Origin of the sequence: Pseudomonas sp. 44 R 15, assembly GCF_900004965.1 — a bacterium.
GTDB classification, from domain to species: domain Bacteria; phylum Pseudomonadota; class Gammaproteobacteria; order Pseudomonadales; family Pseudomonadaceae; genus Aquipseudomonas; species Aquipseudomonas orientalis_A.
In genome coordinates, this window is the sequence record NZ_CVTU01000013.1 from 71554 (window position 1) to 88010 (window position 16457).

At 60.1% G+C, this 16457-nt stretch carries 14 protein-coding genes; 9 read left to right on the top strand and 5 right to left on the bottom strand.

What is annotated here, in order from left to right; all coding sequences use genetic code 11:
• Window positions 1-18 precede the first annotated feature (18 nt).
• The 3 genes from BFP93_RS00720 (at window position 19) to BFP93_RS00730 (ending at window position 2550) form a co-directional block, all read left to right on the top strand.
• Window positions 19-1614, top strand: a complete 1596-nt coding sequence (locus BFP93_RS00720; RefSeq protein ID WP_065891589.1) for a GMC family oxidoreductase — start codon at window positions 19-21, stop codon at window positions 1612-1614.
• 103 nt (window positions 1615-1717) lie between these two features.
• Window positions 1718-2197 carry a pantetheine-phosphate adenylyltransferase gene (coaD, locus tag BFP93_RS00725; protein ID WP_003234650.1) on the top strand — a complete coding sequence of 160 codons (480 nt, stop codon included), beginning with the start codon at window positions 1718-1720 and terminating at the stop codon, window positions 2195-2197.
• Between the two features lie 101 nt (window positions 2198-2298).
• A complete protein-coding gene (locus BFP93_RS00730) occupies window positions 2299-2550 on the top strand; it encodes a YfhL family 4Fe-4S dicluster ferredoxin (protein WP_065885332.1) in 252 nt (83 codons plus the stop codon).
• A gap of 139 nt (window positions 2551-2689) precedes the next feature.
• Here BFP93_RS00730 and mutM read toward each other — a convergent pair whose 3' ends face one another.
• Complete coding sequence (gene mutM / locus BFP93_RS00735) at window positions 2690-3502, bottom strand: bifunctional DNA-formamidopyrimidine glycosylase/DNA-(apurinic or apyrimidinic site) lyase (protein ID WP_065891590.1); 813 nt, start codon at window positions 3500-3502, stop codon at window positions 2690-2692.
• Between the two features lie 21 nt (window positions 3503-3523).
• A complete protein-coding gene (locus BFP93_RS00740) occupies window positions 3524-4390 on the bottom strand; it encodes an HDOD domain-containing protein (RefSeq protein WP_065885330.1) in 867 nt (288 codons plus the stop codon).
• Between the two features lie 240 nt (window positions 4391-4630).
• Here BFP93_RS00740 and BFP93_RS00745 point away from each other — a divergent pair, with 240 nt between their 5' ends.
• Window positions 4631-5827, top strand: a complete 1197-nt coding sequence (locus BFP93_RS00745; protein ID WP_015886370.1) for a class I SAM-dependent rRNA methyltransferase — start codon at window positions 4631-4633, stop codon at window positions 5825-5827.
• 218 nt (window positions 5828-6045) lie between these two features.
• Window positions 6046-7206 carry an MFS transporter gene (locus tag BFP93_RS00750; protein ID WP_065891591.1) on the top strand — a complete coding sequence of 387 codons (1161 nt, stop codon included), beginning with the start codon at window positions 6046-6048 and terminating at the stop codon, window positions 7204-7206.
• A 124-nt stretch (window positions 7207-7330) separates the two neighbouring features.
• Here BFP93_RS00750 and BFP93_RS00755 read toward each other — a convergent pair whose 3' ends face one another.
• The gene (locus tag BFP93_RS00755; RefSeq protein WP_065891592.1) at window positions 7331-7789 is read right to left on the bottom strand and encodes an REP-associated tyrosine transposase; all 459 of its coding nucleotides are present in this window, start codon (window positions 7787-7789) and stop codon (window positions 7331-7333) included.
• A gap of 406 nt (window positions 7790-8195) precedes the next feature.
• Between BFP93_RS00755 and ilvD the strand changes: the two genes are divergently transcribed.
• The gene (ilvD, locus tag BFP93_RS00760) at window positions 8196-10037 is read left to right on the top strand and encodes a dihydroxy-acid dehydratase (protein WP_065891593.1); all 1842 of its coding nucleotides are present in this window, start codon (window positions 8196-8198) and stop codon (window positions 10035-10037) included.
• Window positions 10038-10199: 162 nt separating this feature from the next.
• On the top strand, window positions 10200-11660 hold the full coding sequence (locus tag BFP93_RS00765) for a hypothetical protein (RefSeq protein WP_141687920.1): 1461 nt from the start codon (window positions 10200-10202) through the stop codon (window positions 11658-11660).
• 236 nt (window positions 11661-11896) lie between these two features.
• Here BFP93_RS00765 and BFP93_RS00770 read toward each other — a convergent pair whose 3' ends face one another.
• The gene (locus BFP93_RS00770) at window positions 11897-12955 is read right to left on the bottom strand and encodes a phosphorylcholine phosphatase (protein WP_065891595.1); all 1059 of its coding nucleotides are present in this window, start codon (window positions 12953-12955) and stop codon (window positions 11897-11899) included.
• Window positions 12956-13196: 241 nt separating this feature from the next.
• On the opposite strand from BFP93_RS00770, the gene BFP93_RS00775 reads away from it, so the two are divergent.
• A complete protein-coding gene (locus BFP93_RS00775; protein ID WP_065891596.1) occupies window positions 13197-14588 on the top strand; it encodes an L-cystine transporter in 1392 nt (463 codons plus the stop codon).
• Window positions 14589-14683: 95 nt separating this feature from the next.
• On the opposite strand, the gene BFP93_RS00780 is transcribed toward BFP93_RS00775, so the two are convergent.
• Window positions 14684-15196 carry a dihydrofolate reductase gene (locus BFP93_RS00780; protein WP_065891597.1) on the bottom strand — a complete coding sequence of 171 codons (513 nt, stop codon included), beginning with the start codon at window positions 15194-15196 and terminating at the stop codon, window positions 14684-14686.
• Window positions 15197-15265: 69 nt separating this feature from the next.
• Here BFP93_RS00780 and BFP93_RS00785 point away from each other — a divergent pair.
• Window positions 15266-16457: DUF2868 domain-containing protein (locus BFP93_RS00785; RefSeq protein WP_065891598.1), on the top strand; the 1192-nt coding region annotated here is incomplete at its 3' end.

A 16457-nucleotide genomic window follows, 5' to 3' on the forward strand; every position in this document is an offset into this window, starting at 1 on the left:
AAAAAAGAGACGACCCTGATGCCCGTACCCGATCTGTTCCGCGACGGCCTGGCCCGCGGCTGGAAAACCCACAATGGCGCCGCCCTCGACAGCGACCTGACCCTGGAAGCCGACGTGGCCATCATCGGCAGCGGCGCCGGTGGCGGCACCACCGCGGAAATTCTCAGCGCCGCCGGCTACAAGGTGCTGTTGATCGAAGAAGGCCCACTCAAGACCAGCAGCGATTTCAAGCTGCTGGAAGACGAAGCCTATGCCAGCCTGTACCAGGAAGGGATCGGGCGCATGAGCAAGGACGGTGCGATTACCATCCTGCAGGGCCGGGCAGTGGGCGGCACCACGCTGATCAACTGGACCTCCAGCTTCCGTACCCCCGATGCCACCCTCGCCCACTGGGCCAGCGAATACGCGGTGAAGGGCCATAGCAGCGCCGAAATGGCGCCGTGGTTCGAGACCATGGAACAGCGCCTGGGTATTGCGCCGTGGGCCCTGCCGCCGAACGCCAACAACGACGTGATCCGCAAAGGCTGCGAAAAGCTCGGCTACAGCTGGCACGTGATCCCGCGCAATGTGCGCGGCTGCTTCAACCTGGGTTATTGCGGCATGGGTTGCCCGGTCAACGCCAAGCAGTCGATGCTGGTGACCACCATCCCCGCCACCCTGGACAAAGGCGGCGAGCTGCTCTACCTGGCCCGAGCCGAGCGCCTCAACTACAGCGGCGACACGATCAGCAGCCTGGAATGCGTGGCCATGGACGCACGCTGCGTAGCCCCTACCGGGCGCACGATCAGCGTGAAAGCCAAGCATTACGTACTCTCGGGCGGCGGCATCAACAGCCCGGCACTGCTGATGCGCTCGGACGCGCCCGACCCGCATTCACGGCTGGGCAAGCGCACCTTCCTGCACCTGGTGAATTTCTCCGCCGGGTTGTTCGACGAGGTGATCAATCCGTTCTACGGGGCGCCGCAGTCGATCTATTCCGACCACTTCCAGTGGCAGGACGGCACTACCGGTAAAATGTCCTACAAGCTAGAAGCACCGCCCTTACATCCAGGGCTGGCGAGTACCTTGTTTGGCGGCTACGGGGCGCAGAATGCCTTGGACATGAGCCGATTGCCCCATACCCACGCCATGCTCGCGCTGTTGCGCGACGGGTTTCACCCCGACAGCCCCGGCGGCGCAGTAGAACTGCGCGGTGACGGTACGCCGGTGCTCGACTATCAAGTCTCGCCCTATGCCTGGGACGGCCTGCGCCGGGCCTTTCACAGCATGGCCGAGATTCAGTTCGCGGCGGGCGCCAACTCGGTCAAGCCCCTGCATCACGACGCCCGCTACGTGAACACCTTGGCCGAGGCGCGCAGCGTAATTGACGGGTTGAACCTCCAATTGCATCGGACCACCCTGGGCAGCGCCCATGTGATGGGCGGTTGCGCCATGGGCGAAGACCCGAAAAACGCGGTGGCCGACAGCCTTGGGCGCCACCACCAATTGCGCAACCTGTCGATTCACGACGGCTCGCTGTTTCCCACCAGCATTGGGGCAAATCCCCAGTTGTCGGTGTATGGATTGAGCGCCCAACTGGCGTCAGCCTTGGCCGAACGTCTGAAAACAGCGTGAAAAACCGTTCGATTCACGGCATTTATCTCCATAAGTCGACTTGGCCGACCGGGATGGCTGCGATACCATCCGATTCCCCAACGGACTCCGCCAGGACGACGCGATGAACCGAGTGTTGTACCCAGGTACCTTCGACCCGATTACCAAAGGCCATGGCGATCTGGTCGAACGCGCCTCTCGCCTGTTCGACCATGTGATCATCGCGGTTGCCGCCAGCCCCAAGAAAAACCCGTTGTTTCCCCTGGAGCAACGCGTGGAGCTGGCACGTGAAGTCACCCGGCACCTGCCTAATGTGGAAGTGGTGGGCTTTTCGACACTGCTGGCGCACTTTGCCAAGGAGCAGAACGCCAATGTGTTCCTGCGTGGCCTGCGCGCGGTGTCGGATTTCGAATATGAATTCCAGCTGGCCAACATGAACCGCCAATTGGCGCCGGACGTGGAAAGCCTGTTCCTCACGCCGTCGGAACGTTATTCGTTCATTTCCTCGACGTTGGTGCGCGAAATCGCCGCTTTAGGCGGAGATATCACCAAGTTCGTGCACCCGGCCGTCGCGGATGCGCTCACCCTGCGCTTCAAGAAGTAAGACCGCTCACTCGGCGCCCGCTCGCACTGCGGGCGCCAATGCGGCACAATTGCGCGCATTCGTTTTCAATGCCCTGGCTGACAGCCCTGGCAGGAGTTTTCATGTCCCTGATCATCACCGACGATTGCATCAATTGCGACGTCTGCGAACCCGAGTGCCCGAACGCTGCGATTTCCCAGGGTGAAGAGATCTATGTGATCGATCCCAACCTGTGCACGCAATGTGTCGGCCACTACGACGAACCCCAGTGCCAGCAGGTGTGCCCGGTGGATTGCATTCCGCTGGATGAGGCGCATCCGGAGACTGAAGAGCAGTTGATGGAGAAGTATCGGAAGATTACCGGTAAGGATTGAGGTTCTTTAGCGCCTGTAAAGGCCTCATCGGGGGCAAGCCCCCTCCCACACTTTGATTTGTGAATACATTCAGAATGTGGGAGGGGCGGTGCGACGATTCGACTTGCCCCCGATGGCGATATCAGCCATCACACAGCAATCAGCTCTGACACTTGGGACAAAACACACTCGCCCGCTGCCCCAGCACCACATTGCGCAACTCGGTCCCGCATACCTTGCACGCCTCGCCGCCTCGGCCATACACGAACAGTTCCTGCTGGAAATACCCCGGCTGCCCGTCGCCGCCGATAAAATCGCGCAAGGTGGTACCGCCCCGCTCGATCGCTGCAGCCAGCACGCGCTTGATTTCGATCGCCAGCCTCAGGTAACGCGCCCGCGATATACCGCCCGCCGCACGACGCGGATCGATCCCCGCCGCAAACAGCGCTTCGGTCGCATAGATATTGCCCACGCCCACCACCACGGCGTTATCCATGATGAACGGCTTCACTGCCATCGACCGTCCACGGGACTGCTGGAACAAGCGTTCGCCATCAAACAGCGCGGTCAACGGCTCGGGCCCCAGGCGGATCAGCAGCTCGTGGTTGTGCGGGTCCTGGCTCCAGAGCATTGCGCCAAAACGCCGGGGGTCGGTGTAGCGCAGGGCCAGGCCGGATTCCAGCTCGATGTCCACATGTTCATGCTTGGCCGCAGGCATGCCCACTTCCACCAGGCGCAGGTTGCCCGACATGCCCAGGTGGCTGATCAAGGTGCCCACTTCGGCGTTGATCAACAGGTACTTGGCGCGCCGTTCCACCAGCACGATGCGCTGCCCGGACAGGCGCACATCAAGGTCTTCGGGGATCGGCCAGCGCAGGCGACGCTCACGCACCACCACGCGACTGACGCGCTGGCCCTCCAGGTGAGGGGCAATCCCGCGCCGGGTGGTTTCGACTTCTGGTAACTCAGGCATGTGTACCTCGGGAAGAAAGGCTCAGTGCGCGCCCAGTTCGCGGATCGACAACTTCATGCTTTCGAAGTCGTAGTCCGACAGGCCCACGTAATCGAGCACCAGAGGGCTGATCGCATCCCACTCATGGTCAACGGCCTGGTTGCCCAGCACGCGATAGGACGAACAGATGTGCTCGGCCATTTTCAGGATCGCCAGCAGGTTCTTGAGGACGGGGTTGCGCGACGACTCATCGCTGAAAATCGCCAGGGCGTTGTGGTGATTGGCGATGGCGTCAGTGACATGCTCCGGCAGGCGCCAGGACTTGGCGGTGTAGTAACCCACCACGGCATGGTTAGTGTTGAACGCGTTGTTCTCGGTGTCGACCACGCGGCAATCCGGACCGGCATTGGCGTAGGCCTGCTCCAGCACCGTCATGTAGTTCGGGAACCGCTTGAGCATCAGCGGCACGCCGCAGTCGTGGAACAGGCCCAGGGCATAGGCTTCGTCAACCGTCTGGGAGCCGGTGCGCTTGGCCAGGCTCAGGCACGTCATGGCCACATCCTGGGCCGTGTCCCAGAAGCGGTTGAGCGTGACAATGGTGTCGTCGCTCATCTCGCCCTTGATCGACAGCGCATTGATCAGGTTGATGACCGAGCGGCTGCCCAACAGGTTCACCGCGCGCTGAATCGAGGCGATCTTGTTGCTCAGGCCGTAATACGGCGAGTTGACGATCTTCAGTAATGCGCCGGACAGGCCCGGGTCCTGGGCGATCAACCGGGCGATCACTTCCAGGTCCGGGTCGGGCATGTACTGCTCCATCTGCAAATCCACCATGATTTGCGGCTGGGGCGGTACGCTGATGCCTTGCAGGACCTGCTGGATCTGTTCGGCGGAAAGCTCTTGGGACATAAGTACACACTCTGGGCTAGGTGTGGATTCTACCCTTTAAGCAGACCGGGCCGACACCCAAATGCCCGATTGAAACTCGATCAAATGCGGGAGGGGGCTTGCCCCCGATTGCGGTATATCAATGAAAGATGAGCTGACTGACCCACCGCTATCGGGGCAAGCCCCCTCCCACATGTCCGGCGGCGCCGCCAAGCAATGCACAACACGGTATACTCCCGCTCTTTTTTCCGGAGCGACGTCATGTCCCTGCCAAGCCTGCGTCTCAAAGCCAACGCCGATCGTCGTTTGCGCAACGGCCACCTGTGGGTCTACAGCAACGAAATCGACGTGGCCGCCACCCCACTCCACGGCTTCCAGGCAGGCGACCAGGCTATCCTGGAAGCGGCCGGCGGCAAGACCCTGGGCATCGTGGCCATGAGCCCGAACAACCTGATCTGCGCCCGCCTGCTGTCGCGTGACATCAAGTTGCCGTTGGACAAGTCGCTGCTGGTGCACCGCCTGAACGTCGCCCTGTCCCTGCGCGATCGCCTGTTCGACAAGCCGTTCTACCGCCTGGTCTATGGCGATTCCGACCTGCTGCCGGGCCTGGTGGTCGACCGTTTCGGCGACATCCTGGTCGTGCAGATCGCCTCGGCGACCATGGAAGCCCATAAAGAAGACGTGATCGCTGCCCTGACCCAGGTGCTCAAGCCCAGCGGCATCCTGTTCAAGAACGACTCCGCCGCGCGCGACGCCGAAGGCCTCAACCGCTACGTCGAAACCGTGTTCGGCCTGGTGCCGGAATGGGTGGCGCTGGAAGAAAACGGCGTGAAATTCGAAGCCCCGGTGATCCAGGGCCAGAAAACCGGCTGGTTCTACGACCACCGCATGAACCGCGCACGCCTGGCGCCGTATGCCAAAGGCAAGCGCGTGCTCGACCTGTACAGCTACATCGGCGGCTGGGGCGTGCAAGCCGCCGCTTTCGGCGCCAGTGAAGTGTTCTGCGTCGACGCGTCCGCCTTCGCCCTCGACGGCGTGGAGCGCAACGCCGCGCTCAACGGCGTGGCCGAGAAGATGACCTGCATCGAAGGCGACGTCTTCGAAGCGTTGAAAGAACTGAAAGCCAGCGAAGAACGTTTCGACGTGATCGTCGCCGACCCACCGGCCTTCATCAAACGCAAAAAAGACATGAAAAACGGCGAAGGCGCCTACCGCCGCCTGAACGAGCAAGCCATGCGCCTGCTCAGCAAGGACGGCATCCTCGTCAGCGCCTCGTGCTCCATGCACCTGCCCGAAGACGACCTGCAGAACATCCTGCTCACCAGCGCCCGCCACCTGGACCGCAACATCCAGATGCTCGAACGCGGCGGCCAGGGCCCGGACCACCCGGTGCACCCGGCGATTGTCGAAACGCGGTATATCAAGAGCATTACGTGCCGGTTGTTGCCCAATAGCTAACGCCGACCACCTTGTAGGAGCGAGCTTGCTCGCGAAAAACCCGAGAACGCCGCGGAGTATCAAATACCCCGCGTTATCGTTGACGTTCTTCGCGAGCAAGCTCGCTCCTACAGTGATGGCTCACACCATTAAAGGAAATGGCTCACAGCACTTCTGATTGAATTCCATTTTTCGCAGGCTAGTATCGGTTTCTGGTTTTACTCCGGAAAACAAAAACAATGTCTGGGCCCACGCTCTCCCGCTTAACCCTCATCACCTGCATTTCCCTGATTAGCTTCTTCCCGATCAATATCCTGCTCCCGTCGTTCCCTGCCCTGTCTGCCCAATTCGACACGCCCAGCGCAGACATCGCGCTGTCCATCAGCCTGTTCACCCTGGTGTTTTCGATCTCGCAACTGATCGCCGGCCCATTGTCGGATAAATGGGGGCGCAAGGAAGTCCTGCTCGGGTGCATCCTGCTTTCCATCCTCGGCGCGATAGGCTGTGCATGGGCACCGGACTACCTGACGTTCCTATTGTTTCGCACAGTGCAGGCCATGGGCTGTGGTTTCTTTGTGCTGGGCCATGCGCTGGTGGAAGACCTGTTCGACGAGCAAGACCGCGCCCGCGTTCGTCTGTATTACATGACCTTGAGTGGCTCGTTCGTCGCGCTGTCGCCGCTGATCGGCTCCTGGCTGCAAACCACGTTCGACTGGCAAGGCAGCTTCTACGGCTTCGCGCTGATGGCTACGGGCATGTTGATCCATGCGCAGTGCATCCTGCCCACCAAATCCGCCAGTACGCATCGAGCACCGGTGTCCATCGTCGGCACACTCAAGGCCGTCGCCGCCAACCACGATTTCCTGCGCTACTGGTGGATTGCAGCGTTGGTGTTCGCCTGCTACTTCGCCTTGATCAGTGTGACACCGCTGATCTTCATGGATGCGCTGAAACTCTCTGAATACGAGTACGCGCTCGTGTTAATGGTGTACGGCGTCGCCTATCTGCTGGGTGGCCTGGTGGCTTCCTACCTGCAGAAACGCATCCCGCTGTCACGGCAGATCAATATCGGCCTCGGCTTGTTGCTCGGCGCCGGTGTGTTGTTGACGCTGATCGTCAGCCTGCAAGCCATCACCAGCGTGACCCTGCTGATACCGATGCTGATCAGCGCCCTGGCCGTGACCTTGGTGCGCCCGGCCGCCATTTCGGCGGCGATGTTGCTGTTTTCAAGCAGCGCGGGGACGGCGGCATCAGCGGGTAACAGCATCATGTTCCTCACCGCCGCCGTCAGCAGCGCCGCCCTCGCGCAAACCGGTGCCCATTTACTGATGACCATTGCTGTCAGCTTCATTGTTTTGAGCCTGTGGGGTTGGTTGACGAATGCCAGGATCCGTCGCTGACGCCTTCCCCTTGTAGGAGCGAGCTTGCTCGCGAAGAACGAATAGACGCCACGGGCTACCTGATAGCGCTGCGTTATCGTTGACGTTCTTCGCGAGCAAGCTCGCTCCTACAGGTAGAGGTGCCTTATAGCCAGATGGCGTCCCATAGCGGGTATTGGCCAATGTGCTCGACCAAGCCCGTGCGCAGTGGGTTTGCGACGATGTAGCGAGCCATTGCCTTCAAGTCCTCCTCACGACGCAGCGCCCTGTCGAAATAGCCTTTTTGCCAAAGCACTCCGAAGGACTGTCTTGCCTTATTGACTGCACGGGCACTTCGCGATTTGGTTCGCTGCATGAGCCTGGGCAAATCGCCGTTGTGCAATTCCACCAGCCAGTGGAAATGGTCGGGCATGACCACCCAGGCCAGTGACGTTGCATCTCCATCTTCCTGAGCCTTTCTAAATTCGCGGACCAGCAAGCGACCGATAAGCCAGTCTTGAAAAATGCGTTGCCGTTGATGGGTGACAGCCGTTAGCAAGTAGATACGGCCCGACTCTGAATAGCGCGCCTTGCGCAGCCGATAAGCATTTTGCTGAGTGGACATTCCTTCGTCCTCTTCTGTGATTGGAAGAGAAACGGTAGGAGCTGAAGCGCCAATCAGCCCTCAAACAATTGTTCTGGATATGTCCGTCCTTGTAGGAGCGAGCTTGCTCGCGAAAAACAAATAGACGCCACCGGCTACCTGATAGCGCCGCGTTATCGTTGACGATCTTCACGAGCAAGCTCGCTCCTACAGGTAGACGCCCATTCCCTCCAGCCGCCAGCGGTGTAGAATCGGCCCTATTCATCGCCAGTCATCCCCCGGCGGGTTTATGAGCTCGAGGCCCAAGCACGCGGCGATCCCGCGACGCGAGTGGCAACTTCCGGACACACGGCCATTTTCTGAGTGTTCCAGACGTCAATAGAAGCTCACTCCCCTTTGATACCGATTAGCCGCCCGGAGTGCTCCAATGCCTGATTACCGCTCGAAAACATCCACCCACGGCCGCAACATGGCCGGCGCGCGCGCATTGTGGCGTGCCACGGGGATGAAAGATGACGACTTCAAGAAGCCGATCATCGCGATTGCCAACTCGTTTACCCAGTTCGTACCCGGCCACGTCCACCTCAAGGACCTGGGTCAACTGGTCGCCCGCGAGATCGAACGCGCCGGCGGCGTGGCCAAGGAATTCAATACCATCGCCGTGGATGACGGCATTGCCATGGGCCATGACGGCATGCTGTATTCTCTGCCGAGCCGCGAGATCATCGCCGACTCCGTGGAGTACATGGTCAACGCCCACTGCGCCGACGCCATTGTGTGCATCTCCAACTGCGACAAGATCACCCCCGGCATGCTGATGGCCGCCCTGCGCCTGAACATCCCGGTGATCTTCGTCTCCGGCGGCCCGATGGAAGCCGGCAAGACCAAGCTTGCCTCCCATGGCCTGGACCTGGTTGACGCCATGGTCATCGCCGCCGATTCCAGCGCGTCTGACGAGAAAGTCGCCGAATACGAGCGCAGCGCCTGCCCGACCTGCGGTTCGTGCTCCGGCATGTTCACCGCCAACTCGATGAACTGCCTGGTGGAAGCCCTGGGCCTGGCGTTGCCGGGCAACGGTTCCACACTGGCCACCCACAGCGACCGCGAGCAGCTGTTCCTGCAGGCCGGCCGCACCATCGTCGAGCTGTGCAAGCGTTACTACACCGAGAACGATGAGTCGGTGTTGCCGCGCAATATCGCCAACTTCAGGGCGTTCGAAAACGCCATGACCCTGGACATCGCCATGGGCGGTTCCACCAACACCATCCTGCATTTGCTGGCCGCCGCCCAGGAAGCCGAGATCGACTTCGACCTGCGCGACATCGACCGCCTGTCACGCCACGTGCCGCAGCTGTGCAAGGTCGCGCCGAACATCCAGAAGTACCACATGGAAGACGTGCACCGTGCGGGCGGGATCTTCTCGATCCTCGGCTCCCTGGCCCGTGGCGGCCTGTTGCACACTGACCTGCCGACCGTGCACAGCAAATCCCTGGCCGAAGGCATCGCCAAGTGGGACATCACCCAGACTGACGACGAAGCGGTGCATCACTTCTTCAAGGCCGGCCCGGCGGGTATCCCGACCCAGACCGCGTTCAGCCAGTCGACCCGTTGGGACACCCTGGACGACGACCGTGAAAACGGCTGCATCCGCAGCGTCGAGCACGCCTACTCGCAAGAAGGCGGCCTGGCCGTGCTGTACGGCAACATCGCCCTCGACGGTTGCGTGGTGAAAACCGCCGGTGTGGATGAATCCATCCACGTCTTCGAAGGGCGCGCCAAGATCTACGAAAGCCAGGACAGCTCGGTTCGCGGCATCCTCGCCGACGAAGTGAAAGAAGGCGACATCGTGATCATCCGCTACGAAGGCCCCAAAGGCGGCCCGGGTATGCAGGAGATGCTCTACCCGACGTCCTACCTGAAATCCAAAGGCCTGGGCAAAGCCTGCGCGTTGCTGACCGACGGCCGTTTCTCCGGCGGTACTTCGGGCCTGTCCATCGGCCACGCTTCGCCGGAAGCCGCTGCCGGTGGCGCGATTGGCCTGGTGCAGGATGGCGACAAGGTGCTGATCGACATCCCGAACCGCTCGATCAACCTGTTGGTCAGCGATGAAGAACTGGCGGCGCGCCGGGTCGAGCAGGACAAGAAGGGCTGGAAACCGGTGGAGAAACGTCCACGCAAGGTGACCACCGCGTTGAAGGCGTATGCCCTGCTGGCGACCAGCGCCGACAAGGGCGCCGTGCGTAACAAGGCGATGCTGGATGGGCTGTAAGTCTAATCTGCCTTCGCTCTATCGCTGCCCCTGAAAAATGCCCCGTACCCACGGGGCATTTTTTTACCCCGCCTGACGCGCCGCGTCCCTTGCACTGCCATCTGGAACCCTTTTACCGAATCGTCCACCAAGCGAGACGATCGATTAACCAAAGGGTGTGCGATGAAAATATCGGACGGCGTTCCTCCAGCAGAATTTCGGGCCCAGGACTACGCCCCCTATGCACCTCAGCGCTCTGAAAACAGCACCAGGCGTTTACGTCCTGACGAAATGGCCAACACCTTGCTCGGCAAAACCATAAGCCCTGAAACTGCGTTTCGGATGAGGGAAATGGTCACGGTGGACAGCCGAGGCATGATCACTAAAGTTCAACCCAGGCACTTGTCCAACAGCAACTTTACAGACATCTCCAATTCAATCACTGCGCCACTGACTCAGCGCCCACAGCCTGCGCAAGAGCTGATAAGGACGCCCAAGGAAGTGCTGTTGGCGTTGACCCTTGCGATTGCAGAGTCGGAACTGGATACCTCGATCAAAACGCCCATCATCGAGCACCTTAAAGTAAGCTGGCTGGATAACAGGAGTTCAAGAGACATTACGCAAAACCTTATAACGCAGCTTCAGCGCGACCTGTCATTCGAACCGGAAAAAAACCAGGCGTTGCTGTCGAGAATAGAGGAGATATCAAATACCCTGGAAAAGGAATTTTATATTACCAAACGCAATGACAATTACTATGGACGGCTTTTCGACACTGCGTTTTCAGAATATGTAATTAATAATCCCACGGCACAATCGCACCACATCAACGAATTGCTGACGCAAAAACTTCTAACGGACTTCAATAGTTATCCACCTGCCATGCAACTCGCGCTGTGCGCGGAAATCCATCAGAGGATGCGCGACGACCCACCCGGATGGCGCGAACAGATCAAGGAAACTCAAGAATTCCTGCGAGCCTTCGATACGCAAAAATTTACCGCCATGCTGCAAAGTCGCGACCCTTATGCGATTCCATTGACCTTGTCGCTGGCAGTGAAATATATGTTGGTGGCCCCCAATTTACGGCCACTGGCGGAGGTGGCAACGCAGCACTATATCGATGTCATCGAGAACCAGCGAGAGCGGATTGAATCTCTTGAAAACAGCAACTTTCGCAGCGACAGATACGGGCTATTGCTACCTTATCAGTCAGCACCACAGCAACCGACCCGCCTGCTGGGCACCAAGGGCATCAGGCCGATTGACTGCTACCAACTTACCACACAGAAAATAACTCCACACAATCGAGCCGCGCTGCACGCTGAGCGTGCAATAGGCACCGGCATGTCCGGCAGCACCAACGTGTTGAACTACTTATTTAAAAGTCTGATCGAGGAAGGCAAGGTATTTTCCATGGAGCATGCGAAAACCCTGACGGCGGCCTATCTCACCTTCAGCGGAGGCCACTCGCTTAACGAAGCCTATACGGTGTTTTCGTATAACGATCAAAAAAACTTCACGCCTTTATTATTCAATCAACTGGCAGGTGCGGACCAACATAACGCCGACGCAGTAGAATACGCTTATCAAAGAGTGCTTGATGCCTGCAAATTGTTGAACACTTCACGCTCTGGGCATTGATTTTATAGGTACTTTTCAATACCCAACACTGAATTGCCTGAAAAATCAGGAAAGGGCGTAAACCGCCGTCTGTAGGAGCGAGCTTGCTCGCGAAAAACGTCAACGATAACGCGCGCTTCCTGAATGAACGCGGTGCCTATGAGTTTTTCGCGAGCAAGAGCTAGGCGCCCCCCTCGTTCCTACAAAAAGCGTTATTAGCGCAAGCTCCCTCTCACATTTTTACTGCATCCAGCCTGTTACTGAATGTCTTCCGGCTTGACGATCACCCAGTTCTTGTCCGCCGTTACCGGCAACCCTTCCTTGGCCTGCGCCGCCGCGTGCTTGGCGATCATGCCATTAAGCTGGGTCATGTATTTGTCCTTGCGGTTGATCCACAAGTGAATGCCGCCCTTGGCCACATCCACGTCATGAAACAGCATGTAGCCATCGCTGGTTGGCGTGTCGCCGCCGACGATCACCGGTTTTTTCCATTCGTCGATATAGGTAAGGATCGCCGCGTGCTTGCCGGCCATCCAGGTGGCCGGGGTCCACAGATACGGGGTCAGTTCCAGGCCGAGGTTGGCCTTCTCGTCATACTTGCCGGCGGCAATCTGTTTGCGCGCGGTGGTCAGTTCGCCTGTGTTGCGGTCCTTGAGCAGGGTGGTCACGCCGATCACATTCTCGGGTTTGACGTTGTAGCCGTACTTCGGATCGGCGGCGACCATGCGCACCAGTTCCTCGGAGGCGGCGGTCATCACGTACACCTCGATGCCGTTTTCCATCAGCTTGTTGTACAGCTCGGCCTGGCCGGTGAAGACTTTCGGTGGCTGCACCTCGGACTTTTTCACCGTATCGCCTTCGAAATAGCTGACGGGAACGGGTTTGCCGGAGGCCATCAACTCGTCGACCTGGACCTTGAGTTCCTTGAGCGTAAACCCGGCAAACACCTGGGCCACCCACGGGTAACACACCATGTCGTCCACTTCGCAGAGGCGATAGTAGTAACTGAACAGGCTTTCCTTATGATCGGCGGTGTCCTTGAACGGCATCAGCTTGAGCGACGGATCGAGGCTGTCGCGGGTGATCAGGCCCTTGTTTTCCATGTACGGCAGCAAGGACTCTTCAAGGTCGTAGCGGTAGCTGGTGTTGTCCATGTCGAACACCGCGAAGTTACCCTTGTTGGCGTTGGCGGCGATCATCTCGTTCAACTGTTTGGCGGCAGGCGCCGGCCAGTGTTTCAACTCGGTGGCGGCAAATACCTGGCTGGCGAGTCCGAGGCAAAGCGCGGCGGCAAGCAATTTCGGCGCGAGCTTCATAAGCGTTTCTTCCTGAGTGAAAAACATCGACGCTAACAAATCCCTGTGACAGTTCCCGTGTCGAGCCCGACCGTGTGCATCCTGATCGCGCCAGGGTCGTACGCCAGAGCGTCAAGCGCTTATTCCAAAAACGACAGTCACCATTCCATATCGGTATTAAATCAATATATTTCAAGCTGTTAGGCTTCCCGGTTCGCAATCGCAGGCTCACGCGATTGGCTGCCTTCTCAACGGAGCTTCAATGAATCTTCCCCTGATTCTCAACTTACTGGTGTTCGTGGCCCTGTTGCTGGGCCTGGCACAAACCGGCCGTACGAACTGGAGCCTGGCCAAGAAGGTCCTGTTCGCCCTGGTGCTTGGCGTGGTGTTCGGTGTGGTGCTGCACGCCATCTACGGGGCCGGTCACCCGGTACTCAAGGCCTCCATCGGCTGGTTTGACCTGGTCGGCAACGGCTATGTGCAACTGCTGCAAATGATCGTGATCCCGCTGGTGTTCGCCTCGATCCTCAGTGCCGTGGCGCGCCTGCACAACGCCTCGTCCCTGGGCAAGATCAGCTTCCTGACCATCGGCACTTTGCTGTTCACCACCGCGATCGCGGCGCTGATCGGTATCGGCCTGACCAACCTGTTCGGCCTCACCGCCGAAGGGCTGGTCGCCGGCACCCAGGAAATGGCGCGCCTGCAAGTGATCCAGAACGATTACGCGGGCAAGGTCGCCGACCTGAATATCCCGCAATTGCTGCTGTCGTTCGTGCCGGCCAACCCGTTCGCCGACCTGGCCCGGGCCAAGCCGACGTCGATCATCAGCGTGGTGATTTTCGCCGCGTTCCTGGGGGTTGCCGCGCTGCAACTGCTCAAGGACGACGTGGAAAAAGGCCAGAAGGTGCTCAACGCCATCGACACCCTGCAAGCCTGGGTGATGCGCCTGGTGCGCCTGGTCATGAAGCTGACCCCGTACGGTGTTCTGGCGCTGATGACCAAGGTGGTTGCCAGCTCCAACCTGCAGGACATCATCAAGCTCGGCAGCTTTGTCGTGGTGTCGTACCTGGCCCTGGGCCTGATGTTTGTGGTGCATGGCCTGTTGCTGTCGCTGGCCGGGGTCAATCCGCTGCGCTTCTTCCGCAAGGTGTGGCCGGTACTGACCTTTGCCTTCACCAGCCGCTCCAGCGCCGCCTCGATCCCCTTGAGCATTGAAGCGCAGACACGCCGCCTGGGAATCCCGCAGTCCATTGCCGGTTTCGCCGCTTCGTTTGGGGCGACCATTGGCCAGAACGGCTGCGCAGGCCTCTATCCGGCGATGTTGGCGGTGATGGTCGCGCCGACCGTCGGCATCAACCCGCTGGACCCGCTGTGGATCGCGACGCTGGTAGCGATTGTGACCCTGAGCTCGGCCGGTGTGGCGGGCGTGGGCGGTGGTGCGACCTTCGCGGCATTGATCGTGCTGCCGGCCATGGGCTTGCCGGTGTCACTGGTGGCGCTGCTGATTTCCGTGGAGCCGCTGATCGACATGGGCCGTACGGCGCTGAACGTGAATGGCTCGATGACGGCGGGGGCGATTACCAGCCAGATCATGGGGCAGACGGACAAGGCGTTGCTCGATGCCGATGAGCATGCTGAGTTAGCGCAGGTCTGATAGAGCGCTATCGGGGGCAAGCCCCCTCCCACAGTTGACCGAGTTCCAACAGAAGAATGCGGTCCAATGTGGGAGGGGGCTTGCCCCCGATGCTTTTAAGCTTTCTCCCAGACTTCAAAGTTGTAAGCCGGTTTATCCCCTTCGGCCGGGTTCTCCACATTCGACACCAGCTTCCACTGGTTCGCATCAAACGCCGGAAACCACGCATCCCCTTCAGGGCTCAACGCCACCCGCGTCAGATACAGGCGATCCGCCTGCTCCAGCCCCTGGGCATACAACTGCGCGCCGCCGATCAGCATCAGCTCGTCCGCGCCCTGGGCCTTGGCCCATTCCTCCGCGCGCGCTATCGCCGCCTCCAGTGACGCAAACACTTGCGCACCTTCGAGCACCAGGTCGGTCTGACGACTGACCACAATGTTCAGCCGCCCCGGCAACGGTCGGCCCAGGGAATCCCAGGTCTTGCGCCCCATGATGATCGGCTTGCCCAGGGTGGTGGCCTTGAAATACTTGAAATCCCCCGGCAAATGCCAGGGCATGCTGTTGTCGACGCCGATCACGCGGTTTTCACCGAGGGCTGCGATCAGGCTTAAAGGGAGAGTTTTTTTCATGGTCACGAGAATACCAGAGCTGCGAGTCAGCAGTTATGCTCCAACCTCACGAACACAACAGGATGGCGCGTGACTGCACTAAACCCGCTGCACAACCTCTGGTTGACCGAAACCGTGCGCCTGCGCGAAGAACACGCAGGCCCTCTGGAAGATCTCGAAGCCAACCGCCTGGCCCGCACGGCCGGTGGCGACCTGCCGACGCGCATCGTGCATCGCGCGCTGCACCTGGCCGAACGCGATGGCCTGACCGGCGCCCTCACACGCTGGCAGCAAGGCGCACGCCTGGCCCTGGTGCTGCTGGCGATCGTCGCGATTTTCAGCGGCGCCGGCCTGGCGTTTGCCGCCTTGGGCAATGGCCTGACCCCAGTGAATGTGTTCTGGGCCCTGGGCAGCCTGCTCGGCCTGAACCTGATCCTGCTGCTCAGCTGGGCCCTGGGCCTGGTGTTTGCCGGCGAACACAGCGCCAGCCTCGGGCGCTTGTGGCTGTGGCTCAGTGAAAAACTCGCCCGCGACGCCAAGGCCGCACAACTGGCGCCGGCGCTGCTGCTGTTGCTACAGCGCCAGAAGCTCAATCGCTGGGCCGTCGGCGTCCTGGTCAACAGCCTGTGGTCACTGGCGTTGCTCAGCGCCATGCTGATGTTGCTGATGCTGCTCGCCACCCGGCGTTACGGCTTTGTGTGGGAAACCACCATCCTCGGTGCCGACACCTTCATCGCTGTCACCCAGGCCCTCGGCACCCTGCCCGCTTTGCTCGGTTTCAACGTGCCGACCGTCGACATGATCCGCGCCAGCGGCGACTCCGCCCTGAATATCGAAAGCGCCCGCCAAGCCTGGGCCGCCTGGCTGGTGGGCGTGCTGCTGGTCTACGGCCTGTTGCCCCGTGCGGTCCTTGCCCTGTTCTGCCTGTGGCGATGGAATATCGGACGTGCGGCTCTGCGCCTGGACCTCAACCTGCCCGGCTACGCCCAACTGCGCGAACGCCTGATGCCCAGCAGCGAACGGCTTGGGGTCAACGATGCCGCCCCCGAACAGTTGCATCACGTCAGCGGCGGCGTCAGCGAGATGCAAAGCGATGGAGCCTTGCTGGTGGCCGTCGAACTCGATGATCAGCACCCTTGGCCGCCCAAACTGCCCGCCAATGTGAAGAACGCCGGCATCCTCGACAGCCGCGAATCGCGCAACAAACTGTTGGAACAACTCAGCCGATTCCCGCCCGCGCGCCTGGCCATCGTCTGCGACCCGCGCCGCTCGCCCGACCGTG